The sequence below is a fragment of the Nocardioides alkalitolerans DSM 16699 genome, assembly GCF_000426525.1.
GTDB classification, from domain to species: domain Bacteria; phylum Actinomycetota; class Actinomycetes; order Propionibacteriales; family Nocardioidaceae; genus Nocardioides; species Nocardioides alkalitolerans.
In genome coordinates, this window is the sequence record NZ_AUFN01000010.1 from 32,893 (window position 1) to 58,623 (window position 25,731).

Annotated in this window: 23 protein-coding genes; 3 read left to right on the forward strand and 20 right to left on the reverse strand. The window is 73.9% G+C overall.

What is annotated here, in order from left to right; translation table 11 throughout:
• The first annotated feature begins 93 nt into the window (after positions 1 to 93).
• Both K329_RS23715 and K329_RS0100890 read left to right on the forward strand, forming a co-directional pair.
• Complete coding sequence (locus K329_RS23715; protein ID WP_043641819.1) at positions 94 to 711, forward strand: alpha/beta hydrolase; 618 nt, start codon at positions 94 to 96, stop codon at positions 709 to 711.
• A gap of 62 nt (positions 712 to 773) precedes the next feature.
• Positions 774 to 1,499 (forward strand): AAA family ATPase, encoded by a 726-nt coding sequence (locus K329_RS0100890; RefSeq protein WP_028471580.1) that lies wholly within the window; start codon positions 774 to 776, stop codon positions 1,497 to 1,499.
• Between the two features lie 24 nt (positions 1,500 to 1,523).
• On the opposite strand, the gene K329_RS0100895 is transcribed toward K329_RS0100890, so the two are convergent.
• The 5 genes from K329_RS0100895 to def form a co-directional block, all read right to left on the reverse strand.
• On the reverse strand, positions 1,524 to 3,014 hold the full coding sequence (locus K329_RS0100895; protein WP_052336215.1) for an RsmB/NOP family class I SAM-dependent RNA methyltransferase: 1,491 nt from the start codon (positions 3,012 to 3,014) through the stop codon (positions 1,524 to 1,526).
• Complete coding sequence (locus K329_RS23720) at positions 3,007 to 3,501, reverse strand: MmcQ/YjbR family DNA-binding protein (RefSeq protein WP_052336216.1); 495 nt, start codon at positions 3,499 to 3,501, stop codon at positions 3,007 to 3,009. The genes K329_RS0100895 and K329_RS23720 overlap by 8 nt, the downstream gene beginning before the upstream one ends.
• 2 nt (positions 3,502 to 3,503) lie before the next feature.
• The gene (gene fmt / locus K329_RS0100905; protein ID WP_028471582.1) at positions 3,504 to 4,457 is read right to left on the reverse strand and encodes a methionyl-tRNA formyltransferase; all 954 of its coding nucleotides are present in this window, start codon (positions 4,455 to 4,457) and stop codon (positions 3,504 to 3,506) included.
• Positions 4,458 to 4,688: 231 nt separating this feature from the next.
• Positions 4,689 to 6,134, reverse strand: coding sequence for an HNH endonuclease signature motif containing protein (locus K329_RS0100910; RefSeq protein ID WP_028471583.1), 1,446 nt, complete (start codon positions 6,132 to 6,134; stop codon positions 4,689 to 4,691).
• A gap of 345 nt (positions 6,135 to 6,479) precedes the next feature.
• Complete coding sequence (def, locus tag K329_RS0100915) at positions 6,480 to 7,025, reverse strand: peptide deformylase (protein ID WP_028471584.1); 546 nt, start codon at positions 7,023 to 7,025, stop codon at positions 6,480 to 6,482.
• A 165-nt stretch (positions 7,026 to 7,190) separates the two neighbouring features.
• On the opposite strand from def, the gene ppk2 reads away from it, so the two are divergent.
• On the forward strand, positions 7,191 to 8,069 hold the full coding sequence (gene ppk2 / locus K329_RS0100920) for a polyphosphate kinase 2 (protein ID WP_425411468.1): 879 nt from the start codon (positions 7,191 to 7,193) through the stop codon (positions 8,067 to 8,069).
• Positions 8,070 to 8,158: 89 nt separating this feature from the next.
• Here ppk2 and K329_RS0100925 read toward each other — a convergent pair whose 3' ends face one another.
• From K329_RS0100925 to pyrR, 15 genes are all read right to left on the reverse strand, one after another.
• Positions 8,159 to 10,258, reverse strand: coding sequence for a primosomal protein N' (locus K329_RS0100925; protein ID WP_245596398.1), 2,100 nt, complete (start codon positions 10,256 to 10,258; stop codon positions 8,159 to 8,161).
• Positions 10,259 to 10,328: 70 nt separating this feature from the next.
• On the reverse strand, positions 10,329 to 11,216 hold the full coding sequence (locus K329_RS0100930) for a hypothetical protein (protein WP_028471587.1): 888 nt from the start codon (positions 11,214 to 11,216) through the stop codon (positions 10,329 to 10,331).
• Positions 11,217 to 11,245: 29 nt separating this feature from the next.
• Positions 11,246 to 12,019: a hypothetical protein gene (locus K329_RS0100935; protein WP_157571508.1), complete on the reverse strand. Its 774-nt coding sequence runs from the start codon at positions 12,017 to 12,019 to the stop codon at positions 11,246 to 11,248.
• A gap of 19 nt (positions 12,020 to 12,038) precedes the next feature.
• Positions 12,039 to 13,244, reverse strand: coding sequence for a methionine adenosyltransferase (metK, locus tag K329_RS0100940; protein ID WP_028471589.1), 1,206 nt, complete (start codon positions 13,242 to 13,244; stop codon positions 12,039 to 12,041).
• Between the two features lie 141 nt (positions 13,245 to 13,385).
• Positions 13,386 to 14,621, reverse strand: coding sequence for a bifunctional phosphopantothenoylcysteine decarboxylase/phosphopantothenate--cysteine ligase CoaBC (coaBC, locus tag K329_RS0100945; RefSeq protein ID WP_043641824.1), 1,236 nt, complete (start codon positions 14,619 to 14,621; stop codon positions 13,386 to 13,388).
• 31 nt (positions 14,622 to 14,652) lie between these two features.
• Complete coding sequence (rpoZ, locus tag K329_RS0100950) at positions 14,653 to 14,982, reverse strand: DNA-directed RNA polymerase subunit omega (protein ID WP_028471591.1); 330 nt, start codon at positions 14,980 to 14,982, stop codon at positions 14,653 to 14,655.
• An 80-nt stretch (positions 14,983 to 15,062) separates the two neighbouring features.
• Positions 15,063 to 15,638 (reverse strand): guanylate kinase, encoded by a 576-nt coding sequence (gene gmk / locus K329_RS30585; protein WP_028471592.1) that lies wholly within the window; start codon positions 15,636 to 15,638, stop codon positions 15,063 to 15,065.
• The gene (mihF, locus tag K329_RS30590) at positions 15,631 to 15,951 is read right to left on the reverse strand and encodes an integration host factor, actinobacterial type (RefSeq protein WP_028471593.1); all 321 of its coding nucleotides are present in this window, start codon (positions 15,949 to 15,951) and stop codon (positions 15,631 to 15,633) included. The genes gmk and mihF overlap by 8 nt, the downstream gene beginning before the upstream one ends.
• 162 nt (positions 15,952 to 16,113) lie before the next feature.
• Positions 16,114 to 16,971 (reverse strand): orotidine-5'-phosphate decarboxylase, encoded by an 858-nt coding sequence (pyrF, locus tag K329_RS0100965; protein WP_028471594.1) that lies wholly within the window; start codon positions 16,969 to 16,971, stop codon positions 16,114 to 16,116.
• 31 nt (positions 16,972 to 17,002) lie between these two features.
• Positions 17,003 to 18,097, reverse strand: coding sequence for a quinone-dependent dihydroorotate dehydrogenase (locus tag K329_RS0100970; protein WP_028471595.1), 1,095 nt, complete (start codon positions 18,095 to 18,097; stop codon positions 17,003 to 17,005).
• Between the two features lie 10 nt (positions 18,098 to 18,107).
• Positions 18,108 to 21,551: a carbamoyl-phosphate synthase large subunit gene (gene carB / locus K329_RS0100975; protein WP_028471596.1), complete on the reverse strand. Its 3,444-nt coding sequence runs from the start codon at positions 21,549 to 21,551 to the stop codon at positions 18,108 to 18,110.
• Positions 21,552 to 21,554: 3 nt separating this feature from the next.
• Entirely contained in the window at positions 21,555 to 22,742 is a 1,188-nt protein-coding gene (gene carA / locus K329_RS23725; RefSeq protein WP_052336217.1) for a glutamine-hydrolyzing carbamoyl-phosphate synthase small subunit, read from the reverse strand.
• Positions 22,739 to 24,037, reverse strand: coding sequence for a dihydroorotase (locus K329_RS0100985; RefSeq protein WP_043641826.1), 1,299 nt, complete (start codon positions 24,035 to 24,037; stop codon positions 22,739 to 22,741). Before K329_RS0100985 ends, carA begins: the two co-directional genes overlap by 4 nt.
• Positions 24,037 to 24,969: an aspartate carbamoyltransferase catalytic subunit gene (locus K329_RS0100990; protein ID WP_028471598.1), complete on the reverse strand. Its 933-nt coding sequence runs from the start codon at positions 24,967 to 24,969 to the stop codon at positions 24,037 to 24,039. Before K329_RS0100990 ends, K329_RS0100985 begins: the two co-directional genes overlap by 1 nt.
• Positions 24,966 to 25,589 (reverse strand): bifunctional pyr operon transcriptional regulator/uracil phosphoribosyltransferase PyrR, encoded by a 624-nt coding sequence (pyrR, locus tag K329_RS0100995; protein ID WP_084540898.1) that lies wholly within the window; start codon positions 25,587 to 25,589, stop codon positions 24,966 to 24,968. Before pyrR ends, K329_RS0100990 begins: the two co-directional genes overlap by 4 nt.
• Positions 25,590 to 25,731 lie beyond the last annotated feature (142 nt).

Genomic DNA, 25,731 nt, shown 5'->3' on the forward strand with positions numbered 1-25,731 from the left:
CGGTGCGCGCTCGTGCCGTCGCAGGTCACGGACTGCGAACGAATTCGTGGAACGTCGGACGCCGGGACCGTGCGACCGGTACGAGTGGGTGTCATGACCGCTCCCGCCCTCGTCGACGCCGCCGTGCCGGACCGCGCCGAGGGGGTCGTGCTGGTGCTGCACGGCGGGGCGGCACGGGCCGACCGGCCCGCGGTGAGCCCGACCCAGCTGTCGGTGCTGCGGATGCGCCCCGTGGCCACCGCGGTCGCCCGCGCGGGCGCCGGGCGGCTCGCCGTGCTGCGGCTGCTCAACTCCCGGCGCGGGTGGGACGAGCGCGCGACGCCCGTCGACGACGTGCACTGGGCGCTCGAGCAGGTCCGGGACCGGTTCGGGAGCCTGCCCGTGGGGCTCGTCGGCCACTCGCTCGGCGGTCGGGCGGCCCTGCTCGCGGGGGCGACGCCCGCAGTGCGCAGCGTCGTCGCCCTCAACCCGTGGCTGGTCGAGAGCGACGACGCCGACCTGACCGGCACGCCGACGCTGGTGGTGCACGGCGACCAGGACCGGGTCGCGCCCCTCGCCCGGGCGGAGGTCGTCGCGGCGCGCCTCGCCCGCCGTACGGACCTGCAGCTCGTGGTCGTGCCGGGGGGCGGGCACGCGATGCTGCGCCACGGCGCGCGGTTCGAGCGGCTCGCGTCGGACTTCGTGGTGTCGACCCTGCTGGCGCCGACCTGAGGCTGCCGGTGTGGGTGCCGGCGTGGGTGCCGGATGTCGGTGGCCCGTCGTAGGTTCACGGCATGCGTTTCGACCAGCCGCCCGTGGTGCGGGTGTCGATGCACCCGGAGCGACCGCCGCTGCAGCCCGGGGTGTGGCCGATGACCGTGCCGGCGGTGGCCCAGTTCGTGCGTGACGGCATGGACCCGGCACCGGGCGTCACCTTCCTCGTCGGCGAGAACGGCTCCGGCAAGTCGACGATCGTCGAGGCGCTCGCGGAGGCCTACGGTCTGGCCGTCGAGGGCGGGTCGAACCAGGCCGGACGCGAGACCCGCCGCAGCGAGTCACCGCTGGGCCGATCGTTGGCGGTACGACGCGGCCTGGGCACCGGTCGGTGGGGGTTCTTCCTGCGCGCCGAGACGATGCACAGCTGGTACACCTACATCGAGGAGCTGAACGAGGGCTACGGCCCGGCGTTCCACGAGATGAGCCACGGGGAGTCGTTCCTCGCGGTGCTGCGCTCGCGGTTCGACTCCCCCGGCTTCTACTGCCTCGACGAGCCCGAGGCGGCGCTGTCGTTCTCCGCCACGCTCGGTCTCATGGCCCGGCTGGCCGAGCTCGCCGAGGAGGGCGGCCAGGTCGTGTGCGCGACGCACTCCCCCGTGCTCGCCTCGCTCCCGGGCGCGACGATCCTCGAGGTCGGGCCGTGGGGGCTGCGCGAGACGACGTGGAGCGAGCTCGAGCTGGTCGTGCACTGGAAGGCGTTCCTCGACGCGCCCCAGCGCTACCTGCGGCACGTGCTCGACTGAGCGGGCCCGGAGAAGCGGTGCCGATCAGGCGCGTCGGCGCAGCACGGCCACGAACATCGCGTCGGTGCCGTGCACGTGGGGCCACAGCTGCACGGTCGACGTGCCGTCGGCCAGCGCGGGGCCGCGGGCGTCGGTGACGTCCGGGAGCGCCCCGGTCGCGTCCTCGGCGACGACGTCGGCGCGCGCGGCCAGCACGGCGTCGACCACCCCGACGGTCTCGGCCACCACCGGGGAGCAGGTCGCGTAGACGACGACCCCTCCCGGCCTCACCAGCGTGAGCGCCGCGTCGAGCAGCCGCTGCTGCAGGGGCACGAGGGTCGCGACGTCGGCCTCGCTGCGCCGCCACCGCGACTCCGGGCGGCGCCGCAGCGCGCCCAGACCCGAGCAGGGGGCGTCGACCAGCACGCGGTCGTACGACGCCGCCGGCCACGGCGGCGCGGTGCCGTCGGCCGTCACGACCTTGGCGACCCCCGGCACCAGGGAGCCGTCCGCTGCGGTGAGCGCGCGTCGTACCAGCTCGGTGCGGTGCTCCTGGGCCTCGTTCGCGGTGACGAGCGCCGATCGCTGCGAGGCGATCGCCGCGAGGAGCGCGGCCTTGCCGCCGGGGCCGGCGCAGAGGTCGAGCCACGTGGCGTCGTCGCCGTCCACGCTCACGCCGGTGAGGGCGACCGCGACGAGCTGGGAGCCCTCGTCCTGGACACCGGCACGGTGGGCGGCCACGGCCGGCACGGCGCCGGGGTCGCCGCCGGAGAGCACCACGCCGTACGGCGACAACGGCGTCGCGGCGCCGCCGGACTCCTCCCCGAGCGCGTCGAGCTCGGCGAGCAGGTCGTCCCGGGAGATCCGGCCCGGCCGCGCGACCAGCGTGACCGTCGGGGCCTCGTTGTCGGCGGCCAGGAGGGCGTCGAGCTCGTCGGTCCGGCCGCCGGCCTCGAGGGCCTCGGCGAGGGCCGCGACCACCCAGTGGGGGTGGCTATGGGCGACGGCCCCGAAGCCGACGGGATCCGTGCCGGGGTCGGGGGCCACGCGCCGTACCCAGCCGCCCAGGTCGTGCTCGGCGACCCGGCGGAGCACGGCGTTCGTGAACCCGGCCGGCCCCTGACCGACGCGGGCCCGCACGAGGTCGACGGTGGTGCTGATGGCGGCGTGGGGCGGCACGCGCATGCCGAGCAGCTGGTGGACGCCGAGCCGCAGCGCGTCGAGCACCTTCGCCTCGACCTTCGCCAGCGGGCGGTCGACGCAGGCCGCGATCACGGCGTCGTAGGTGCCCTGGCGGCGCAGGGTGCCCGCGGCCAGCTCGGTCGCGAACCCGGCGTCGCGGCCGGTCAGGCCGTGCTTGCGCAGCTGCTCGGGCAGGGCGAGGTTGGCGTAGGCGTCCTCGAGCCGGACGGCCTTGAGCACGTCGTACGCCGCCAGTCGCGCGGGGTCGGCGGTACGGCGCGGGGCCGGGGGGCGGCCACCGGAACGGGGTCCGCTCGGTCGACCACCGGCGCGGGGACGGCGGGGGTCAGCCATCGGTGGGCTCCTCGATCGGATCGGAGGCGCCGGGCTGGTCGGCGAGGAACGCCTTCACGAGCTTCGGGGGCGCTTGGCTGAGCCAGGCGTCGACGAGCACCTCGCGGAGCTCGGCGACACTGATCTCGCCGAGGCGGGACTGCTGGACGAGCACGGCGGCGTGGCCGTCGAAGTGCGGGATGGTGAAGAACGGCCCGTCGTCCTCGACCAGCGCCTTCTTGGCGCCCTCGTCGGGCACCCGCACGACGAGCAGGTCGTCGTACTGCTCCCCCGTCTCCGGGTCGAGCGCCGAGTCGTGCGGGGCCCGGTGCAGGCAGAAGCCACGCGGCTTGGCCTTCGTGGCGGGGTCGGAGACGAGGTACGTCGGGGCGTCCCCCCACGACGTGCCGAGGGTGACGTGCGGCAGGGCGGTGCAGAGGGGGTGCACGTCGTCGGCGGTGGCCGGGCGCTCGTCGCCCGCCGCTCCGTCGGTGCGGGCCGGGGCCACGCTCAGTCCCCGAACCGGGTGCCGGACTCCAGGCGCACGCCGCGCGCCCAGTCGGCCGCACCCATCTGCTTCTTGCCGAAGGCCTTGACCTCGCCGAGCCGCACCGGGTCGGTCGCGGTGCCGACGTAGACGGCGTTCTTCGTGACCTCGAGCTCGCCCGGGGCCAGCACGGGGCGGTCCGCCGCGCGGTCGGCGTCGATCGTGATCGGGCCGATCTTGATGCGCTGCGCCTCCCCGTCGACGAGCTGGGTCGACCAGGCGCCGGGGGCCGGCGTGCACGCGCGGACCTGGCGGTCGACGGCGACGGCCGGGGTCGCCCAGTCGATGCGGGCGTCGTCGACGGAGATCTTGGGGGCGAAGGACAGACCGTCCTCGGGCTGCTCCCGGGCCTCGAGCGAACCGTCCTCGATGCCGTCGAGGGTCGCGACCAGCAGGCCGGCCCCGCCCTCGGCCAGGCGGGCGAGCAGGTCGCCGGAGGTGTCGGTGGGCCGGATCCGCTCGGTCATCACGCCGAACGTCGGGCCGGCGTCGAGCGCCTTGACGATCCGGAACGTCGTCGCGCCCGTCACCTCGTCGCCCGCCCAGACCGAGTGCTGCACGGGGGCGGCGCCCCGCCAGGCGGGAAGGGCCGAGAAGTGCAGGTTGATCCAGCCGTGCGGCGGGATGTCGAGTGCGGACTGGGGCAGCAGCGCGCCGTACGCGACGACCGGGCACGCGTCGGGCGCGAGCGCGCGCAGCTCCGCCTGGAACTCGGGCTCGCGCGGGTGCTCCGGCTTCAGCACGGGCACACCGAGCTCCTCCGCACGCAGCGCCACCGGGCTCGCCACCAGCTTGCGACCTCGACCCGACGGGGCGTCAGGACGGGTGACCACGCCGACCAGCTCGTGGCTGGACTCGACGATCGCGTTGAGGGCGGGAACGGCCACCTCGGGGGTGCCGGCGAAGACGACGCGCATGGTGCGGGGGTTCTCCTGGTGCGTGGGGAGCGTGCGGATGCGTTCTCGAGCGATGGAGCTCGTCCGAGCAACTTAGTCCGTCGCGCTGCGCGCGTCAGATCGGAGGGCGGCGGCAGGAGCCGTGGCCAGTGTGTCTCGACGCCACCGCGCGTGCCCGGGCATGACGGCACACCCCAGCGACGGTGGTGTCGCTGAGGCGTGCAATCGCGGGCTGCGACGTGGTGGGCGCGGTCAGGCGGGCAGCGGGATCGTGCCGTGCGGATCGACCAGGTACTGCTGGTCGTGGGGGCTGGTCCAGACGAAGGTGCCGTCGGGGAGGTGGCGGTAGCGCCACCTGCGTTCTCGCCCGACACCGCTGGGTGAGGGGTGGGTCTTGACCCGATGATGTCGCCGGCACAGTGGGGCGAGGTTCGTGGTGGAGGTCTGACCCGGTGGCCCACCGTCGCCTGGATGGTTCGGGTCGGGCGGCACGTACTCGTCGACGTGGTCGAGGTCGCAACCCCGCGCCGGTCGAGTGCAGTGCGGGAACACGCAGGTGGGCCTCGTGAGGCGGACGCGTTCGGCGATCCGGTCGGGAACCTCGTAGGCGTCGACCGCCACCCGGTCACGCAGATCGATCACCGGCTTCACCACCACCTGCGTCGAGGTGGCGCGGCACCATTCGCGGACCTGCTCGGCGAGCACGAAGCTGCGGGTCTTCTCGACACGAGCCAGGTCGACACCGCCGCAGCCGTTCGGGTCCAGGTCGCTCAGGGCTGCTTCCGAGAGGTGGACGTGGAGGACGACCTGGCGGGCCTTGGACCGCGTGACGGTTGGTGTGACCTCGAACCTCGCCGTCTCGTCTCGCGACGTCGCGTCGGTGCCGCAGCCGCTGAGGTCGAGCGTCGTCTGGCGCCGGGCAATCTCTCCCATTGCGGACGCCCGTCGTGCGGCGAGGGAGTCCAGCGACCCCGCCGCTGCGAGGTCAGCGGCCACGCGGGACACGGCGTTCTCGAGATCCAGGGCGTCGGCCAGGTCGAGGGTCCCCGACACCGGCACCACACCCCGAACCGGATCCACCTGGGCGTCGAAGTCGATGTCGAACCGTCGCGCCGCATCCGAGTCCGCGCGGTCGAGCTCGGCCTTTTCGGGGTCGAACCTCGCGATCGCCTCGGCGACCAGCTTCTGCGCCGTCACCATGCCCGTCTTGTGCGCGACCGGTGCGAGGTGCCGGTCGACGAACTCCGCGCCCTCGAACGTGAGCTGGGTCGTCTCCTGCGCGATCTTCCGAGCCCGCCACACCGGCAACGCGCCAGCGGTCACCCGGTTCCAGAGCCGCGGGAGACGGTGCCGCAGCTCGACCGCCTCACCGACCAGCCGGCGACCCGAGTCGGTCGACAGACCGAGGGCTGCCGCGATCTCCACGACGCAGAACTCCGAGACCAGCGGCGCCCCGGGACCGCCGAGCTCACCGAACACGTCCGCGCCCGGCAGCAGGTGGGCATCGGAGCGGAGCAGCCCGAACGGGCCGTACTGGTCGGCCACCACGCCGCCCTCGGTGTGGGCATCCGCCCAGTCCGCCACCGCCACGAGGACCTCGACCTCCGCCGCCCGCTGACGCGCCAGCGCCGCCCGCGCGCCGTCGAGCAGCACGGCCGGGAAGGCGATGCGCTCGGAGGTGACGGTGGGCTGGCTCATGCCTTGATTGTATTCGATCACCCGTTCGAACACTAGGGCTAGGAAGTGATCTGTGGAGAACTGTTTGACCAGGTCAAGCGGCCATTAGCTGCCGAGAGGGGCGTGGGCTTCGAGACGGGCCGGGCGGCCCTCCTCAACCACCGCGGGCGTCGGCCTGGCGGCCCTCCTCGACCAACGCCGGCACGCAGGGGCGTGGTCTCGAGACGCTCGCTGCGCTCGCTCCTCAACCACCGCGGGCGTGGTTTCGAGACGCTCGCTGGCGCTCGCTCCTCAACCACCGAGGACCGCGCTCGCTCCTCGACCACCGGGCCCGGCGGACGCCCCGCACCACAGCTGCGACGGCCCTCAGATCCCGAACGGCCCCGTCGGGTGCGGCGAGACCTTGACGGTCGGCTTCTCGATGCCGAACCACTCGGACTCGCGGATCTCCTTCATCGCCGCCTTGCGGGCGGCCGCGTCGAGGCGGTCGATGAAGAGGACGCCGTCGAGGTGGTCGGTCTCGTGCTGGATGGCGCGGGCCAGCAGCTCGGAGCCGTTGATGGTGACGGGCTCGCCGTACATGTCGAAGCCGTGCGCCACGACCGACAGCGCGCGTCGGCACTCGAAGGTCAGCTCGGGCAGCGAGAGGCAGCCCTCGATGCCCTCCTGCTCCTCGGCCGAGAGCTCGAGGGTGGGGTTCACGAGGTGGCCGAGCTCGCCGTCGACGTGCCAGGTGAAGACACGGACGCCGACCCCGATCTGCGGCGCCGCGAGACCGGCGCCGGGGGCGTCGAGCATGGTGTCGGTGAGGTCCGAGACCAGGGTGCGGAGCTCGCGATCGAAGTCGGTCACGGGGACGGCGGGCTTGCGCAGCACGGGGTCGCCGAAGAGTCGGATGGGTTGGATCGCCACGCGCGTCAGTCTAGGTCGCGCGAGGTGACGCCCCGCGGTCCACCCGGCGGCCACCGAGCGTTCACACGGCACCCCTACCGTGCGCCCGCTGCCCAGGGGCGGCACCATCGGCCGCCGGACGGCCACGACGAGGAGGAAGCCGTGCTGCGCGAGGTCCAGGACGACGTGCGGGCGTACATCGACCGTCTGCAGGTGGAGGGCTACTCGCTGGGCGAGGACCACGACGACGACCCCGTGCTGCTCGACGCGAGCGGCCTGGCCGTCGACACGTGGCGGGAGAACTACCCGTACGACGAGCGCATGAGCCGTGAGGAGTACGACGAGCAGAAGTACCTCCTGCAGGTCGAGCTGCTGAAGTTCCAGCGCTGGCAGGGCGAGACGGGCGCCAAGCACGTCGTCGTCTTCGAGGGGCGCGACGCGGCCGGCAAGGGCGGCACCATCAAGCGGTTCATGGAGCACCTCAACCCCCGCTACGCCCGCACCGTCGCGCTCACCCGACCCAGCGGCCGGGAGGAGCAGCAGTGGTACTTCCAGCGCTACGTCCAGCACCTGCCCACCGCCGGCGAGCTCGTGCTGTTCGACCGGTCCTGGTACAACCGCGGCGGCGTCGAGCGCGTCATGGGCTTCGCGAGCGACGACGAGTACGAGACGTTCATGCGCCAGGCGCCCGTGTTCGAGCAGATGCTCGCGGAGAGCGGCATCACGATCACGAAGTTCTGGTTCTCCGTGACCCGCTCCGAGCAGCGCACCCGGTTCATCATCCGGCAGATCGACCCCGTGCGGCAGTGGAAGCTCTCGCCGATGGACCTCGCCTCCCTCGACAAGTGGGACGCCTACACGGCGGCGAAGGAGGCGATGCTGCTGCGCACCGACACCGACACCGCGCCGTGGACCACCATCAAGTCCAACGACAAGAAGCGCGCCCGCGTGAACGCGATGCGCCACTTCCTCTCGTCCGTGGACTACGACGGCAAGGACCGCACCGTGGTCGGCGAGCCCGACCCCCTGATCGTGCGCCGCGGCATCGAGGCCGTCGGCGACTGAGACGTCCCGTCGCTCTGGCACCGCGGGGGCGCGCCAGAGCGACGGGATCACGACGGGCCGATCACGACGGGCCCATCACCACGAGGCCGTCACAACGAGGGCGGGTCGAGCTGCACCCGTACGGCGGGCAGCTTGCGGGCCGACCGTTCGCGCTGGAGCGCCCCGAGCGCGGCCGAGAGACCGTCACCACCGGTGGCCGGCACCCGGACGACCGCCCGCACCTCCGGCTCCTCCGGGGCCGGCACGCCGGCGCGCGGGGCGACCGGGACCGGGCCCAGGACCTCGACCGGCCCCTCGACGTGCAGGTGCGCGAGCGCGAGCTCGACGGCGTCGGCCTCCCCCGTCACCGTGGCCAGCCGGCTCGCGGGGGGCAGCCGGGCGGCGGCACGCTCGGCGGCCTCGCGCTCGGCATAGCCCGTCGGGTCCCACCGCACGAGTGCCTGCAGGGTCGGTTCGGCGGGGTCGCCGACCGCGACCACCGCTCCCCCGGGCCGCACGAGCGCCGCAGCGTTGAGCCAGCGTCGTACGGCCTCCTCGCCCGTGTGCAGGTCGACGCGGGCGAGCGCGAGCCACGTGTCGAGCAGGAGCACCCCCGCGTAGCCCGGGCCCTCGGCGTACGGCTCGGCCCCGGGCGTCGCGACCACCAGGGCCGGTTTGTCCGGCACCGAGGCGACCACGGCGTCGCCCGCCGACGTGCGCACCGGCACGGACGGGAACATCCGCCCCAGCTCCTCCGCCGTGCGGGCGTCGCCCAGCACGGGGGCACGCAGGCCGTGGTGGCCGCAGGTGGTGCAGGCCCAGGCGCGGTCGGCGGTGCCGCACCAGCGGCACGTCGGGGGCGCGGTGGCCCCGGGGATCTGGAGCGGCCCCGTGCAGGTCGTGCAGCGGGCCGGGGTGCGGCAGCGCTCGCAGGCCAGACCGACGGCGTACCCCGCCCGGGGCGTCTGGACGAGCACGGGCCCCGTCGCGAGGGCGGTGCGCACGAGGTCGCGCGCGAGCGTGGGCACCCGGGTGCTGCGCGCGTGGGGGTCGCGCTCCAGCTCGCGCTCGGTCGCGCCCGTCACGCTGACGCGCACCTGGTCGCGCAGCCAGGCCCGCGGCGGGCTCACCGGACGTGCCCAGCCGGACGCCACCAGCTGCACGGACTCCACCGACCGCGCGAAGCCGCCGACGATCGCGGCCGCGCCGTGCTGCTCCGCCCGCATCACCAGCACCTCGCGGGTGTGGGGGTACGGCGCACGCGGCTCGGCGTGCAGGTCGTCACCGTCGTCCCACACCACCACGAGGCCGAGGTCGGCCACCGGCGCCCAGGCAGCGGCCCGGGTACCGACCACCACCCGGCGGGCACCCCGGGAGACCGCGAGGAACTCCCGGTAGCGCGCCGCGGGACCGGCGTCGGCCCGCAGCGCGACGTGGTGGCCCTCCCCCAGGCGGGCCGTCAGCGCTGCGTCCAGACGGTCGAGGTCGCGGCCGTCGGGCACGCACAGCAGCACCCCACGGCCCGCCGCGTACGTCGTCGCCGCCGCGTGCGCGAGCAGCCCCGGCCAGTCGGCCCCCGGTGCCGCACCCCACACCGAGCGGACCGCGCCTCCCCGCGCGAGGTGGTCGACGAAGGCACCGCCGTGCTCGTACGACGACCAGGCCTCCCGCGCCGCCGCGACGACCGCCTCGGCCGGCCCCGTCGACACGGCCGGGGGCAGCGGCTCCTCCTTCTCGGTCGTCGCGTGCCGCGGCGGCACCGCGAGCCGCAGGACGTCGGAGCGCGTGCCGGCGTACCGCTGCGCGACGAGCGCCGACAGCTCGGCCACGTCGGCGTGGAGGACGGGCTCGGCGCTCACCACGCGGCGCAACGGCTGCAGGGTCGGGTAGTCGGACGCCGGGACGCGGCCGACCACGTAGCCGTCGACGTCCTGGCCGGCGAAGCGGACCTTCACCCGCACGCCCGGCACCGCCGTGCGAGCCATCGCCGACGGCACGAGGTAGTCGAAGGGACGGTCGAGGTGGGCCAGCGGCACGTCGACCAGCACCTGGGCCACCGGGTCGACCTCGGCCGGGGCGACCTCCTTGCGCTTCTTCTGCGACGACGCGGCCTGCTCGTCCTTCGCCCGGCGCACGGCGGTGCGCGCCATCTCCGGCAGCAGCGCGTGCTGCTCCGGCTCGACGGGCTCGGGTGGAACGGACGTGGTCACGGGAGAAGGTCTACCGTGCCGCGCCGACAGCCCGCACGCCCGGTCGCCGGCGCCTGTGGACGACAGGTCCTCACGCCGGCGGACGGGACGCCCGACCACGCCGCCCCTGGCGGGACGACCGCTCGACGCTCGTCGTCAGCTCGCCGAGCGCCGCGCCGCGGGCCCGCTCGAGCACCGCCGCGTCCGCGAGCCCGCGGCGCTCCAGCACGTCCAGGGCCTGCGCGACGTCGCGCTCGATGCGCGCGCGCTCGCGCTCCGGCAGCGTGGCCGCGAGCTCGCCGGGACCACCCGCGACGCCGGCTCGGCGCGCGCCGTACGACGCGGGCCGTGACGCCACCACGCCGACGGCGACGGCCAGCAGCGCCGCCGCCACCGTGACGACCAGGGGGACGACGACACCCGTCGGCCAGCGGTCGGTGCTCGACATCCAGGCGACGGTGCCGATGCCGTGGACCAGGAGCACGACCGCGACGGCGACCCAGAGGTCGGCCGATACCGGCCGGCGCCCCGACGCCCGGGTGACCAGCCAGCTCGCCCACCGGGCGAGGAAGGTCGAGGTCGACGCCGTCATCGCCACCGCGGCGACCGCGTCCGCCGTCGCCGGAGCGGGCACGTCGTTCGTCGCCGAGGAGCCCAGGACCGTGGTCGTCACCGCGGTCCCGAGCGCCGTCAGCAGCGTCAGCGCGGTCAGCCCCGTGCGGGGCAGCCGGTCGGCCGCTCTGCGCCACGTACGACGCGGGTCGAGCGCGTCCTGGACCGCCGGGTGACGCGCGAAGGCCGCGACCTCGAGGCCGCGCCACGGGACCCGCGAGGCCGCAGGCAACGAGGCTGCCAGGTGCCGGGCGCTGCGGGACGGGACCTCGCGGAGCTCGTGGTCGGCAGCCCCGCCGGAGCCCGCAGCGATCCGGCCCGCGTCGCCCCAGGGGGAAGGTCCGCCGTACCCGTCGCCGTCCACCATGGCACCAGGATCCCAGAACAGGTCGAGGCTCAGCGCCGGGTGCTTTGCGAGAGGTCGTGCGCCAGCATCGCGAGCGGTGCCCGTCGAGCCCGGCCCGCGACCTCCGGCGCGACGACCCCGCGCGCCTCCAGGTCGGCGACGGCAGCGCCCAGGTCCGCCGCGACCGCTCCCTGCTCGGCCGACGACAGGCCCGCGGCCGCGGCGCGCGCGACCGCCAGCGGTCCGGGAGACACGCGCACCCGGGGGCCCCGCGCCACCGTCGCCACCCCGAGCCCGATCGCGGCGAGCACGAGCGTGAGCCACACCGGCAGCAGCCGCGGGTCACCGGGACCGTCGACGGTGCGGACGAGCGCCAACGGGATCGTGAGCAGGGCCAGCACCGCGGGGCCGGCGAACAGCGCCACCCTGCCGGACAGCTCCCGCCGAGCGCGGCCACCGAGCGCGAGGAGGACCAGCACCGCGACAAGCACCACGGCGGTCAGTCCGAACACCACGCCCGTCAGCCCGGCCGCCAGCCCCTCCTGGGAGTCGTCAAACCACCATCCCCTCGCCCCCGTCGCCACGAGGCCCAGGAGCGGGAGGAAGCCGAGCCCGGTGAACAGCGCCGGCGCGACGCCGGGGCGGGCCAGCCAGGGCCGCCCCTGGACGCGGGGCCAGCGGCCGCGGGGGTCGAGCCCCTCCTGCACGGAGGGATGCGCGCTGAAGGCCGCGATCTCCAGGCCACGCCACGGCACCTCGTCCCCCGCAGAAACGCGTCGTGCCGCCTCCAGCGCACTGGGGGCGGCACGTCGCTCGGTCGTCACGGTGACCGGAACCGGATCGTCAGACGCCGGCGGCGGCGCGCAGGGCGTCGGCGCGGTCGGTCCGCTCCCAGGTGAACTCGGGCAACTCGCGACCGAAGTGGCCGTAGGCCGAGGTGAGCGAGTAGATCGGGCGCAGCAGGTCGAGGTCGCGGATGATCGCGGCCGGACGCAGGTCGAAGACCTCGAGCACGGCCTTCTGGATGACCTCGTCGGAGACGACGCCGGTGCCGAAGGTCTGCACGAAGACGCCCACGGGCTGGGCCTTGCCGATGGCGTAGGCGACCTGGACCTCGGCCCGGCGGGCGAGACCGGCGGCCACGACGTTCTTGGCGACCCAGCGCATCGCGTACGCCGCGGAGCGGTCGACCTTCGACGGGTCCTTGCCCGAGAAGGCGCCGCCGCCGTGGCGGGCCATGCCGCCGTACGTGTCGACGATGATCTTGCGGCCGGTGAGGCCCGCGTCGCCCATGGGGCCGCCGACGACGAACTTGCCCGTCGGGTTCACGAGCAGGCGGTAGTCGTCGGACGGGATGTCGAACGAGGCGAGCACCGGGTCGATGACGTGCTGCTTGATGTCGGGCTGCAGCTGGCCGTCGAGGTCGATGCCGTCGGCGTGCTGCGTGGAGAGGACGACGGTGTCGATGCGCACCGGGCGGTCGTCCTCGTCGTACTCGATCGTGACCTGGGTCTTGCCGTCCGGGCGCAGGTAGGCGAGCGTGCCGTCCTTGCGGACCTCGCTCAGGCGCTCCGAGAGGCGGTGGGCGATCGTGATCGGCAGCGGCATCAGCTCGGGCGTGTCGTCGCTGGCGTAGCCGAACATCAGGCCCTGGTCGCCGGCGCCCTGCTTGTCGAGCTCGTCGACGGAGGAGCCGACCCGCGTCTCGTGGCCGTCGTCGACACCCTGGGCGATGTCGGCGGACTGGCCGCCGATCGCGACCTGCACGCCGCACGAGGCGCCGTCGAAGCCCTTCTCGGAGGAGTCGTAGCCGATCTCGAGGATCTTCTTGCGCACCAGCTCGGCGACGGGGGCGTAGGCGTTGGTGCGCACCTCGCCGGCCACGACCACGAGTCCAGTGGTCAGCAGCGTCTCGACCGCGACCCGCAGGTTCTGCGTGTCGGCGTCGTTCGCCAGGAGGTGGTCGAGCACCGTGTCGCTGATCTGGTCGGCGATCTTGTCGGGGTGACCCTCGGTCACCGACTCCGAGGTGAAAAGACGTCCAGGCACGTTCGGTACTCACTCCCACTCGACAGGTCCTGCGGAACGGCTAGAACCTTAGTCGCGTACCCCAGGCGTATTGGAATCCGAGACGAACGCCCGCGTGGCGGACACCCCGCGCCGGGCGGGTACGGCGGAGGCCGCGGCGCGTCAGAACCGCTGGGCGACCTGGTCCCAGATCGCGTGCGCGAGCACGCCCTTGGCGGCTCGGGGCACCTCGACGGCCGAGCCGTCGGCGCCCAGGATGACCGCCTCGTTCTCGGTGCTGCCGAAGACCGCTCCCCCGCTCACGTCGTTGACGACGAGCAGGTCGCATCCCTTGCGGGCCAGCTTGGCGCGGCCGAGCTCGAGGACGGAGCCCGTGGCGTCGCCGGTCTCCGCGGCGAAGCCGACCACCACCGAGCCGGGTCGCGCCCGCTCGTGGCTGATCTCGGCGAGGATGTCGGCGTTCTGCGCCAGCTCGATCGGAGCGGCCGAGCCGTCGGGGTTCTTCTTGATCTTGTCGTCGCTGAACGCGACGGGCCGGAAGTCGGCGGGCGCGGCGGCCATCACGACGGCGTCGGCCGCGGCGGCGGCGGACACGACCGCCCGGTGCAGCTCGGCGGTGGTCTCGACCCTCACGACCGTGACGCCGGCCGGGTCGGGCAGCTCCACGTTCGCCGCCACCAGGGTGACCTCGGCCCCGCGGGCCACGGCGGCGCGGGCCAGGGCGTAGCCCTGACGCCCCGACGAGCGGTTGCCGAGGAACCGCACGGGGTCCAGGTACTCCCGCGTGCCGCCCGCGGACACGAGCACGTGACGTCCGGCCAGGTCGGTCGGTGCGGCGCCGACGGCCGCGCGACCCAGCACCTCGACCGCGACCTCGAAGATCTCGGACGGGTCGGGCAGGCGGCCCTTGCCGGTGTCCTTGCCCGTCAGGCGACCCTCGGCCGGCTCGACGACGATCACGCCGCGGGCCCGCAGGGTGGCGACGTTGGCGACGGTGGCGGGGTGCTCCCACATCTCCGTGTGCATCGCCGGGACCATCACGACAGGGCAGCGGGCGGTGAGCAGGGTGTTGGTGAGGAGGTCGTCGGCGAGGCCGTGGGCGGCCTTGGCCAGCAGGTTGGCGGTCGCCGGCGCGACGACGACGAGGTCGGCGGTCTGGCCGATGCGCACGTGGGGCACCTCGTGCACGCGGGTCCACACGTCGGTGGCGACGGGCTTGCCGGAGAGGGCGGCCCAGGTGGGTGCGCCGACGAACTCCAGCGCGGCCTCGGTCGGCACCGGCGTCACGTCGTGGCCGGACTCGGTGAACCGGCGCAGCAGCTCGCAGGCCTTGTACGCCGCGATGCCGCCGCCCACACCGAGCACCACGCGGGGTGCGGACGGAGGGGACGACGGCATCGGTTGCTGCTGGTCGCTCAGGAGGGCGAGGTCACTCGGCGCTGAACGTGGCGTCGACGGCGGCCGAACGAGCGGCCTCCTCCTCGGCAGCCAGCTCGGCCGGGTCGATGTCCTCGCAGGTCAGCAGGTCCTCGTTGATCTCGCGGAGCGCGATCGAGAGGGGCTTCTCCTGCACGTGGGTGTCGACGAGCGGGCCGACGTACTCCAGCAGGCCCTCGCCGAGCTGGGAGTAGTAGGCGTTGATCTGCCGGGCGCGCTTGGCGCTGTAGAGGACCAGCTTGTACTTGCTGTCCGTCTTGGTGAGCAGGTCGTCGATCGAGGGGTTGGTCACGCCCTCGGCGGCGGGAAGGGGTGCAGACACGCAGGGGCCTCACAGATGGTCGGAGATCGGTCTCGGAGCCCGGGGCCGGGCCGGGCACGGCCCTCGCAGGAGGGGGCAGCTCAGCTGGCCCGAGTGGGCACTGTCATCAAGGCTACCAACTCCGCGGCTGCAACCGGTACTTCGTGGTTCACGATCGTCACGTCGAACTCCCGCTCGGCCGCCAGCTCGTCCTTCGCCGTCTCCAGGCGACGGGTGCGCTCGGCCTCCGTCTCGGTGCCCCGGCCGACGAGCCGGCGCACCAGCTCCTCCCAGCTCGGGGGCTTGAGGAAGACGAACAGCGCGTCGGGCATCGTGCGTCGGACCTGGCGCGCGCCCTGCAGGTCGATCTCCAGCATCGCGGGGCGTCCGGCGGCCAGCGCCTGGTCGACGGGGCCACGGGGCGTGCCGTACCGGGCCGCCTTGTGCACCACGGCCCACTCCAGCAGGTCGTCGGCCTCGATCATCCGGTCGAACTCGGCGTCGGAGACGAACCAGTAGTGGACGCCGTGCTCCTCGCCCGGGCGGGGCGGGCGGGTCGTCGCGGAGACGGAGATCCAGACGTCGGGGTGGCGCTCCCGCACCTCGGCGGCGACGGTGCCCTTGCCCACGGCGGTGGGGCCGGCGAGCACGACGAGCCGCGAGCGGCCGTCAGCCACGTGGCGCGAACTCGGCCTCGAGGGCGGCGACCTGCTTGGCACCCAGCCCGCGGACACGCCGGCTGTCGGCGATCGCGAGGCGCTCCATGATCTGCTTCGCCCGGACCTTGCCCACGCCCGGCATCGACTGCAGCAGGTCGAAGACCCGCATCTTCGCGATGACCTCGTTGGCCTCGCGCTCCCCCAGCACCTCGGAGATCGTCGCGCCGGCGTTCTTCAACCGGCTCTTGACCTCGGCCCGCTCCCGCCGGGAGGCAGCCGCTTTCGCGAGCGCGGCCTGGCGCTGTTCGGGGGTGAGCGGGGGCAGGGCCACGGGCAGTCCTTGCGTTGAACGGTGGTGACGGACGACGACGGGCCAATCTAGCCATGCCCGACGACAGTGGCAACGTACGTGGCGGCCCCGAGGTCACGACACGGGGCCCGTCACTTCCGCCCGAGCCGCCTCGAGCCCCCCACGCCGAGCCCGGCGGCGCGTTCAGTCGCGCAGCGTCTCGACGAACGTCTCGTTGATGCGGAGCGCCGCCGCGCGCAGGGCCCCGACGTCCGGACCGGCCGCCAGCACCTCCCGCGACGAGCTCGGCAGCACCCGGGCCGCCTCCGCACCGAAGATCCGGCGCACGTCGGCCGGCGTGCCGCCCTGCGCACCCACACCGGGGGCCAGGAGGGGCCCGTTGACGGCCAGCGACTCCCCCGCCTCCTCGTCGGCGCCCTCGATCGTGGCGCCCACGACGGCCCCGAACGACCCCAGCGGGCGCACGCCCTCGTTGAGGGCGCGCAGCTCGTCGAGCACGCCCGCGGCGACGGAGCGGCCGTTCCGGCGGGCGGCCTGCACCGTGGGGGCCTCCTTGTTGGAGGTCAGCGCGAGCACGAAGAGCCCGCCCCCGTGCCGACGGGCGGTCTCCACCATGGGCGTCAGCGATCCGAAGCCGAGGAACGGGCTGGCCGTGATCGCGTCGACCGCCAGGGGCGACGACGGGTCGAGGTAGGCGTCGGCGTACGCCTGCGACGTCGAGCCGATGTCGCCCCGCTTCACGTCGAGCAGCACCAGCGCCCCGGCCGCCCGGAGGTCGGCGATCGTGCGCTCGAGCACGGCCACGCCGGCGCTGCCGAAGCGCTCGAAGAACGCCGACTGCGGCTTCACGACCGAGCAGACCGGCCCGAGGGCCTCGGCCGCCGTACGGGCGAAGCGCTCGAGCCCCGCCGGGTTCATGTCGAGCCCCCAGTCGGCCAGGAGCGCGCCGTGGGGGTCGATGCCGGCGCACAGCGGGCCCCGGTCGGCCATCGCGGCGGCGAGGCGGACACCGAAGGGCGCCGGCGAGGTCGTCTCGGTCATGGGTGCTCCTCGGTGAGGTGGGTGCGGGTCGTCAGCGGGCGTCGTGCGCCGCGAGCGCGCCGGCGACGCGGCGCGGCCACAGCGGGCCCTCGTAGATGAACGCCGTGTAGGCCTGGACGAGGTCGGCGCCGGCCTCGACGCGGGCCACCGCCTCGGCGGGCGTGTCGACCCCGCCGACGGAGACGAGCGCCGGACCGTCCAGCCGGTCGCGCAGCAGGCGCAGCACCTCGCGGGACCGCTCGGCGACGGGGCGGCCCGACACGCCCCCGGCCCCGATCGCCTCCACCTGCGCCGCCGGGGCGGTGAGGCCGTCGCGACGGATCGTGGTGTTGGTGGCGATGACGCCGTCGAGGCCCAGGCCCATCGCCAGGTCGGCCACGGCGAGCACGTCCTCGTCGGCGAGGTCGGGCGCGATCTTCACGAGCAGGGGCACCGGGCGCGACCGCGTGGCGTCGCCGCCGGTCACCTCGTCGGCCCGGCGTCGTACGGCGCGCAGCAGCGGCTCGAGGCGCTCCACGGCCTGCAGCGTGCGCAGGCCCGGCGTGTTGGGCGAGGAGACGTTGACGACCAGGTAGTCGGCGTACGGGGCCAGCAGGCCCGTGCTGGACGTGTAGTCGCCCAGGACGGCCGCCTCGTCGTCCTCCGGCACGACCTTCGACTTGCCGATGTTGACGCCGAGCACCGGACGCGGGAGCCCGCGCCCCGCGTCGCCCTGCCGCTCGAGCCGGGCGGCGCGGACGGCGAGCCGCTGCGCCACCGCGACGGCGCCGTCGTTGTTGAAGCCCATCCGGTTCACGACCGCCCGGTCGGCCGGCAGCCGGAACAGCCGCGGCTGCGGGTTGCCGGGCTGCGCCAGCCCCGTGACCGTCCCGATCTCCACGTGCCCGAACCCGAGCGCGCCGAGCGCGTCGATGCCCACCGCGTTCTTGTCGAACCCGGCCGCGAGGCCGAACCGGTGCGGGAACCGCAGCCCCATCACCTCGACGGGTGCCTCCGGTCGGGGGGCGACCGGCGCACGACGCAGCGCGGGCCCCGCGGCCCGGATCGCTCGGAAGGACGCGTGGTGCGCCCGCTCCGGGTCGGTCCGGGTGAGGACGTGGTCGAAGAGGAGCTGGTAGGGCCTCATCCGCGTGACCTCAGACCGCCGGCGTGCCGACGGCGGCCGGGCTGACGGGGGCGTCGGTGGTGAGCGGCGCGGTGAGGGTCTGCGCCCACTCCTGCAGGCTCCGCACGCCGATGTCGCCGCGGCGCATCGCCTCGATGCCCTGGACGGCCGCGCCGAGCCCCTGCACCGTCGTGATGCACGGGACGTTCGCCATGATCGCCGCCGTGCGGATCTCGTAGCCGTCGAGCCGCACCTGGCCGCCCGTGCCGCCGCCGTCGCTGAGGACCGCGCCCCGCTCGCCGCCCGCACCGGGGGCGCCGGCCGCGCCGTACGGCGTGTTGACGATCAGCTGGATCTCGCCCTCCTCGATGAGCTGCACCGTGGTCGGCTCCCCGCCGGGGCCGCGGCCCTCGTGGTGCTTGCGCACGACGGTCGCGGCGACTCCGTTGCGGCGCAGCACCTCGGCCGTGCCCTGGGTGGCGACGATCTCGAAGCCGAGGTCGGCCAGCACCTTCACCGGGAAGATCATCGAGCGCTTGTCGCGGTTGGCCATCGAGACGAACACGCGGCCCGAGGTGGGCAGCGAGCCGAACGCCGCGGCCTGCGACTTCGCGAAGGCCGTGCCGAAGTCGGCGTCGAAGCCCATGACCTCGCCCGTCGACTTCATCTCCGGGCCGAGCACCGTGTCGACGAACCGACCGTCGGGGGTCTTGAAGCGGTTGAAGGGCATGACCGCCTCCTTCACCGCGATGGGGCACCCGTCGGGCAGAGTGCCGCCGTCGCCGGTGGCCGGCAGCAGGCCCGCCACCCGCAGGTCGGCGACCGACTCGCCCAGCATCACGCGCGCCGCCGCCTTGGCCAGCGGCGTCGCCGTGGCCTTGGAGACGAACGGCACCGTGCGGGACGCGCGCGGGTTGGCCTCGAGCACGTAGAGGATGTCGGAGCCCAGGGCGAACTGGATGTTGATGAGCCCGCGCACCCCGACCCCCCGGGCGATGGCCTCGGTGGCGACCCGGATGCGGCCCACCTCGCGGGCGCCCAGCGTGATCGGCGGCAGCGCGCAGGACGAGTCGCCGGAGTGGATGCCGGCCTCCTCGATGTGCTCCATGACGCCGCCGAGGTAGAGCTCCTCGCCGTCGAACAGCGCGTCGACGTCGATCTCGACCGCGTCGTCGAGGAACCGGTCGACGAGCACCGGTGCCTCGTGGCTGATCAGGCCGGCGGCGACGTGCTTCTCGAGGTAGGCCTCCAGCGAGGCGTCGTCGTACACGATCTCCATGCCGCGGCCGCCGAGCACGTAGGAGGGGCGCACGAGCACCGGGTAGCCGATCTCCGCGGCGATGCCCTCGGCCTCGGCGTACGACGTGGCGGTGCCGTGCTTGGGCGCCGTCAGGCCCGCGGCGGCGAGCACACGACCGAACGCGCCCCGCTCTTCCGCGAGGTCGATGGCGGCGGGCTGGGTGCCGACGATGGGGATGCCGGCCTCCTCCAGGCCCTTCGCGAGCCCCAGCGGCGTCTGGCCGCCGAGCTGGCAGATGACGCCGACGACGGGGCCGGCGGCCTGCTCGGCGTGCACGACCTCGAGCACGTCCTCCAGCGTCAGCGGCTCGAAGTAGAGCCGGTCGGAGGTGTCGTAGTCGGTCGAGACCGTCTCCGGGTTGCAGTTGACCATGATCGTGTCGTAGCCGCCGCCCGGCAGGCTGCCGCCGTCCTTGCTCGCGCTGAGCGCCAGCGAGGCGTGCACGCACGAGTAGTCGAACTCGATGCCCTGGCCGATCCGGTTCGGGCCCGAGCCGAGGATGACCACTGCGGGCCGCTCGCGGGGCGCGACCTCGGTCTCCTCGTCGTACGTCGAGTAGTGGTAGGGCGTCGTGGCCGCGAACTCGGCGGCGCAGGTGTCGACCGTCTTGTAGACGGGCCGGACCCCGAGCGCGTGGCGGACGCCGCGGACCACGGCGGGCAGCAGGTTGCGGATGCGGCCGATCTGCACGTCGGAGAAGCCGTGGCGCTTGGCGCGGCGCAGCAGGCCGGCGGTGAGCTCGGGGGCCGCGGCGATCTCGCCCGCCACCTCGTTGATCAGCACGAGCTGGTCGACGAACCACGGGTCGATGCCGGTGGCGTCGAACACCTCCTGCGGCGTGGCCCCGGCCCGGAGCGCGTCCATCACCTTCTTGAGGCGACCGTCGTGGGGCGTCGCGATCTCGGTCAGCAGCGCGTCCTTGTCGAGGTCGACCCAGGCGTGCGACCAGTCGAAGACGGCCGCCGGGCTCTCCAGCGAGCGCAGCGCCTTCTGCAGCGCCTCGGTGAAGTTGCGGCCGATGGCCATGGCCTCGCCGACCGACTTCATGTGGGTCGTCAGCACCGGGTCGGCGCCCGGGAACTTCTCGAACGCGAAGCGCGGCACCTTCACGACGACGTAGTCGAGCGAGGGCTCGAAGCTCGCCGGGGTCTCGGCCGTGATGTCGTTCGGGATCTCGTCGAGCGTGTAGCCGATGGCGACCTTCGCGGCGATCTTGGCGATCGGGAAGCCCGTGGCCTTCGACGCGAGCGCCGAGGAGCGCGAGACGCGCGGGTTCATCTCGATGACGACGAGGCGCCCGTCGGCGGGGTTGACGGCGTACTGGATGTTGCACCCACCGGTGTCGACGCCGACGGCGCGGATGATGCCGATCGCCATGTCGCGCATCGCCTGGTACTCGCGGTCGGTCAGCGTCATCGCCGGGGCGCAGGTGATCGAGTCGCCCGTGTGGACGCCCATCGGGTCGATGTTCTCGATCGAGCAGATGATCACCACGTTGTCGGCGGTGTCGCGCATGACCTCGAGCTCGTACTCCTTCCAGCCGATGATCGACTCCTCGAGGAGCACCTCGGTGGTCGGGCTGGCCGCGAGGCCGGAGCCGGCGATGCGCTGGAGGTCGTCGGCGTCGTACGCCATGCCCGAGCCCGTGCCGCCCATCGTGAAGCTGGGGCGCACGACCATCGGGTAGCCGAGCGTCTCGGCGGCCGCGACGCACTCCTCCATCGTGTGGCAGATGACGGAGCGGGCGCACTCGCCGCCGAGGTCCTCGACGATCTTCTTGAACTGCTGGCGGTTCTCGCCCCGGTTGATCGCCTCGATCGAGGCGCCGATGAGCTCGACGCCGTACTTCTCGAGCACGCCGTTCTCGGCCAGGGCCATCGCCGCGTTGAGCGCGGTCTGCCCACCGAGGGTGGCGAGCAGCGCGTCGGGGCGCTCCTTGGCGATGACCTTCTCGACGAACTCGGGCGTGATCGGCTCGACGTACGTCGCGTCGGCGAACTCCGGGTCGGTCATGATCGTGGCCGGGTTGGAGTTCACGAGGACGACCCGCAGGCCCTCCTCCTTGAGCACGCGGCACGCCTGGGTGCCGGAGTAGTCGAACTCGCAGGCCTGGCCGATGACGATCGGGCCGGAGCCGATCACCATGATGCTGGAGATGTCGGTGCGCTTGGGCATGTCTCAGGCCTCCTTCGCGGGCGTCGCGGTCGTCGGGGTGCTCGTGGAGCGGGCGGCCATGAGGTCGCAGAAGCGGTCGAAGAGGTACGCCGCGTCGTGGGGGCCGGCGGCGGCCTCGGGGTGGTACTGCACCGAGAAGCTGAGCAGCTCTCCGCCGCGCTCCCCCTCCGCGCCGGGGGCGCGCAGCTCGAGTCCCTCGACCACGTCGTCGTTGAGGCAGACGTGGCTGACGCTCGCGACGCCGTACGGCGTGGTGGTCGGCGCGTCGAGCGGCGCGTCCACCGCGAAGCCGTGGTTGTGGGCGGTGACCTCGACCTTGCCGGTGGTGCGGTCCATCACCGGCTGGTTGATGCCGCGGTGGCCGTACTTCAGCTTGAACGTGCCGAACCCGAGCGCCCGGCCGAAGAGCTGGTTGCCGAAGCAGATGCCGAAGTAGGGCACGTCGCGCCCCAGCGCCTCCTGCAGCAGCGCGACCTGGTCGGTCGTCGCCGCCGGGTCGCCGGGGCCGTTGGAGTAGAAGAGCCCGTCGGGACCGTCGTCGCCGACCGCGAGCACGTCCTCGATGGTCGAGGTGGCGGGCAGCACGTGCACCTCGATGCCGCGCTCGGCCATCATCCGCGGGGTGTTCGCCTTGATGCCGAGGTCGACGGCCGCGACGGTGAAGCGCTTCTCGCCGACGGCGGGCACGACGTACGCCTCGCGCGTCGAGACCTCGTCGGAGAGCTCGGTGCCGGCCATCTCGCCGGACGCGCGCACGCGCTCCAGCAGGCGGGCCGGGTCGGTCTCGGTGGTGGAGATGCCGACGCGCATGGCGCCGCGCTCGCGCAGGTGGCGGGTGAGCGCCCGGGTGTCGACGCCCGAGATGCCGACGACGCCCTGCGCGCGCAGCTCGTCGTCGAGGCTGCGCACCGACTGCCAGTTGGACGGCACCCGGGCGGGGTCGCGCACGACGTAGCCGGCCACCCAGATGCGGCCCGACTCGGGGTCGTCGTCGTTGACGCCGGTGTTGCCGACGTGCGGCGCGGTCATCACGACGACCTGGCGGTGGTACGACGGGTCGGTCAGCGTCTCCTGGTAGCCGGTCATGCCGGTGGAGAACACCGCCTCGCCGAAGGTCTCGCCCGTGGCGCCGTAGGCGTCGCCGTGGAACGTGCGCCCGTCCTCCAGGACGAGCAGGGCGGGAGCGGTCATGCGAGCTTTCCTTCCAGCACGGTCGGGACACCGCGGAGCAGTGTCGCGTGCACGGCGGCGCTCAGGGAGCGGCCGTGCCAGGGGTTGTTGCGGGAGAGCGACACCGAGCTGTCGCGGTCGACGACCACCGCGGCGGCGGGGTCGACGAGGGTGAGGTGGGCGGGCTCGCCGACGGCCAGGGGCCGCCCGTGGTCCGCGAGGCCGGCGATCTGGGCCGGGCGGGTCGACATCACGCGGGCCAGGTCGCCCCAGCCCATGCGGCCCGACTCGACCATGACGGTCGCGACGACGCCGAGCGCCGTCTCGAGGCCGAGCATCCCGAACGCCGCGTCGACGAACGCGTGCTCCTTGTCGTGGCGCGCGTGCGGCGCGTGGTCGGTGGCGACGGCGTCGATCGTGCCGTCGGCCAGGGCCCCGCGCAGCGCCTCCACGTCCTCCGCCGGGCGCAGCGGGGGGTTCACCTTGAACGTCGGGTCGTAGCCCGCGAGCAGGTCGGTGGTGAGCAGGAGGTGGTGGGGCGTGACCTCGGCCGTGACCGCGATGCCCTGGGCCTTGGCCCAGCGGAGCACCTCGACGGTGCCGGCCGTGGAGGCGTGGGCGACGTGCACCCGCGAGCCGGTGTGGCGCGCGAGCATCACGTCGCGGGCGACGATGACCTCCTCGGCCACCCCGGGCCAGCCGGGCAGCCCGAGCCGGCCCGAGAGCTCGCCCTCGTGGCAGCAGGAGGCGGGTCCGGCGAGGTCGGGGTCCTGGGCGTGCTGGCTGACGACGCCGCCGAAGGCCTTCACGTACTCCAGCGCGCGCCGCATGACGCGGGCGTTGTGCACGCACCTCCCGTCGTCGGAGAACACCCGTACGGCGGCGCGCGAGCGGGCCATGAGGCCGATCTCGGCGAGCTCCTCGCCCGCGAGGCCCTTCGTGACGGCGCCGACCGGCTGCACGTCGACGAGGCCCGCCTGCCGCCCGAGGTCGAGGACGCGCTCGGCGGCCTCCGCCGTGTCGGTGACGGGGTTGGTGTTCGCCATCGCGAGCACGGCGGTGTAGCCGCCGACCGCGGCGGCGCGGGAGCCGGTGAGGATCGTCTCCGCGTCCTCCCGACCGGGCTCGCGCAGGTGGGTGTGCAGGTCGACGAGGCCCGGCAGCAGCACGAGCCCGTCGGCGTCGACCACGCGCGCGCCCGCGGCGTCCGGCGTACCGATCTCGGCCACGACGCCGTCGACGACGAGGACGTCGGCGGTGCGCTCGCCGAGGAGCGAGGCGCCCTTGATGAGGATGGGGTCGGTCTTCTCGGTCATCACACCGCTCCTTCGCCGGCCAGCAGGTGGTAGAGCACGGACATCCGGATCGCGACCCCGGCGGAGACCTGCTCGAGGATCGCCGACTGCACGGCGTCGGCCGCGTCGGCCGCGATCTCTAGGCCGCGGTTCATCGGTCCCGGGTGGCAGATCGGCACGTCGGGGCCGAGCCGGGCCAGGCGGTCGCGGGTCAGGCCGTAGCCCACCGTGTACTCCCGGCCCGTCGGGAAGAACCCGCCGCTCATCCGCTCGCGCTGGACGCGGAGCATCATCACCGCGTCGGCCTTGTCGATGACCTCGTCGAGGTCGTACGTCGTGGCGAAGCCCGCGGAGGCCGACCAGGCGTCGACGCCGCTCGGCATCAGCGTCGGCGGGGCCACCACGGTGACCTCGGCGCCCAGCATCGTCAGGCACGCCACGTTGCTGCGGAAGACCCGGCTGTGGGTGAGGTCGCCGACGATGACGACGTGCTTGCCCTCGAGCGTGCCGAGGCGGCGCGTCAGCGTGTAGGCGTCGAGCAGCGCCTGCGTGGGGTGCTCGTGGGTGCCGTCGCCGGCGTTGATCACCACGGCGTCGATCCACTGCGCCACCTGCTGGCAGGCGCCGCTGGCCCCGTGCCGGACGACGAGGGCGTCGACGCCCATCGAGGCCACCGTCAGGACCGTGTCGCGCAGGCTCTCGCCCTTCGACGCCGACGAGCCCTTGCCGGTGATGTTGATGGTGTCGGCCGAGAGCCACTTGCCCGCGATCTCGAAGCTCGAGCGCGTGCGCGTCGAGTCCTCGAAGAACATGTTGATCACCGTGCGGCCGCGCAGGGCGGGCAGCTTCTTGACCTGGCGGCGCTGCACGTCGTGCATCTCCGCCGCGGTGGTGAAGAGGGTGTGGACGTCGTCGGTCGTGAGGTCGTCGACGCTCAGCAGGTGCTTCTTCATGCGGGCTCCCCTCCCGGTGCGTCGGCGATCTGGACGACGTCGTGGCCGTCGGTCTCGCTCAGGCGCACCATGACGCGCTCGCTGCGGGCGCTCGGCAGGTTCTTGCCGACGTGGTCGGCGCGGATCGGCAGCTCCCGGTGGCCCCGGTCGACCAGCACCGCGAGACGCACCGCGTCGGGGCGGCCGAGGTCGGCGAGCGCGTCGAGGGCGGCGCGGACCGTGCGGCCGGAGTAGAGGACGTCGTCGACGAGCACGACCGTCTTCCCGTCGATGCCCCCGACCGGTACGTCGGTCGGCTGCGGCCCGCGGGCGGGGTGCTTGCGCAGGTCGTCGCGGTAGAGGGTGATGTCGAGGGCTCCGACCGGGACGGCCACGCCCTCCACGTCGGCGATCCGGGCGGCGATCCGCTTGGCGAGGCCGACGCCGCGCGTCGGGATGCCGAGGAGGACGAGACCCTCGTGGCCCTTGTTGCGCTCGAGGATCTCGTGGGAGATGCGGGTGAGGGCCCGGGCGATGTCACGGGCGTCGAGGACGGTGCGGCCCGGCAGCTCCGGGGGCGTCCCCGTCGGTGCGGCGGGCTGTCCGGAGGGTTGTCCGGTGGGCTCAGTCGTGGCAGGCATGCGCTGCGCCAGACCTCCTTCTCCGCCTCACAGGACGGCTCGTTAAAGGATGTCGATCGAGGCGAGACTCTAGCAGTCCCGACGCACCGGTCCAGCCCGTGAGGCCCCGCCCGGGCAGGGGCGCTGGTCACGTCGCCCGCCG

What these genes read in the sequence shown, in the direction of transcription:
- K329_RS23715 (WP_043641819.1), top strand. Translation starts at nt 94, where the DNA reads ATGACCGCTCCCGCCCTCGTCGACGCCGCCGTGCCGGACCGCGCCGAG.
- K329_RS0100890 (WP_028471580.1), top strand. Translation starts at nt 774, where the DNA reads ATGCGTTTCGACCAGCCGCCCGTGGTGCGGGTGTCGATGCACCCGGAG.
- K329_RS0100895 (WP_052336215.1), bottom strand. Translation starts at nt 3,014, where the DNA reads ATGGCTGACCCCCGCCGTCCCCGCGCCGGTGGTCGACCGAGCGGACCC.
- fmt (WP_028471582.1), bottom strand. Translation starts at nt 4,457, where the DNA reads ATGCGCGTCGTCTTCGCCGGCACCCCCGAGGTGGCCGTTCCCGCCCTC.
- K329_RS0100910 (WP_028471583.1), bottom strand. Translation starts at nt 6,134, where the DNA reads ATGAGCCAGCCCACCGTCACCTCCGAGCGCATCGCCTTCCCGGCCGTG.
- K329_RS0100930 (WP_028471587.1), bottom strand. Translation starts at nt 11,216, where the DNA reads ATGGTGGACGGCGACGGGTACGGCGGACCTTCCCCCTGGGGCGACGCG.
- coaBC (WP_043641824.1), bottom strand. Translation starts at nt 14,621, where the DNA reads ATGCCGTCGTCCCCTCCGTCCGCACCCCGCGTGGTGCTCGGTGTGGGC.
- pyrF (WP_028471594.1), bottom strand. Translation starts at nt 16,971, where the DNA reads ATGACCGAGACGACCTCGCCGGCGCCCTTCGGTGTCCGCCTCGCCGCC.
- K329_RS0100970 (WP_028471595.1), bottom strand. Translation starts at nt 18,097, where the DNA reads ATGAGGCCCTACCAGCTCCTCTTCGACCACGTCCTCACCCGGACCGAC.
- carB (WP_028471596.1), bottom strand. Translation starts at nt 21,551, where the DNA reads ATGCCCAAGCGCACCGACATCTCCAGCATCATGGTGATCGGCTCCGGC.
- carA (WP_052336217.1), bottom strand. Translation starts at nt 22,742, where the DNA reads ATGACCGCTCCCGCCCTGCTCGTCCTGGAGGACGGGCGCACGTTCCAC.
- K329_RS0100985 (WP_043641826.1), bottom strand. Translation starts at nt 24,037, where the DNA reads ATGACCGAGAAGACCGACCCCATCCTCATCAAGGGCGCCTCGCTCCTC.
- K329_RS0100990 (WP_028471598.1), bottom strand. Translation starts at nt 24,969, where the DNA reads ATGAAGAAGCACCTGCTGAGCGTCGACGACCTCACGACCGACGACGTC.
- pyrR (WP_084540898.1), bottom strand. Translation starts at nt 25,589, where the DNA reads ATGCCTGCCACGACTGAGCCCACCGGACAACCCTCCGGACAGCCCGCC.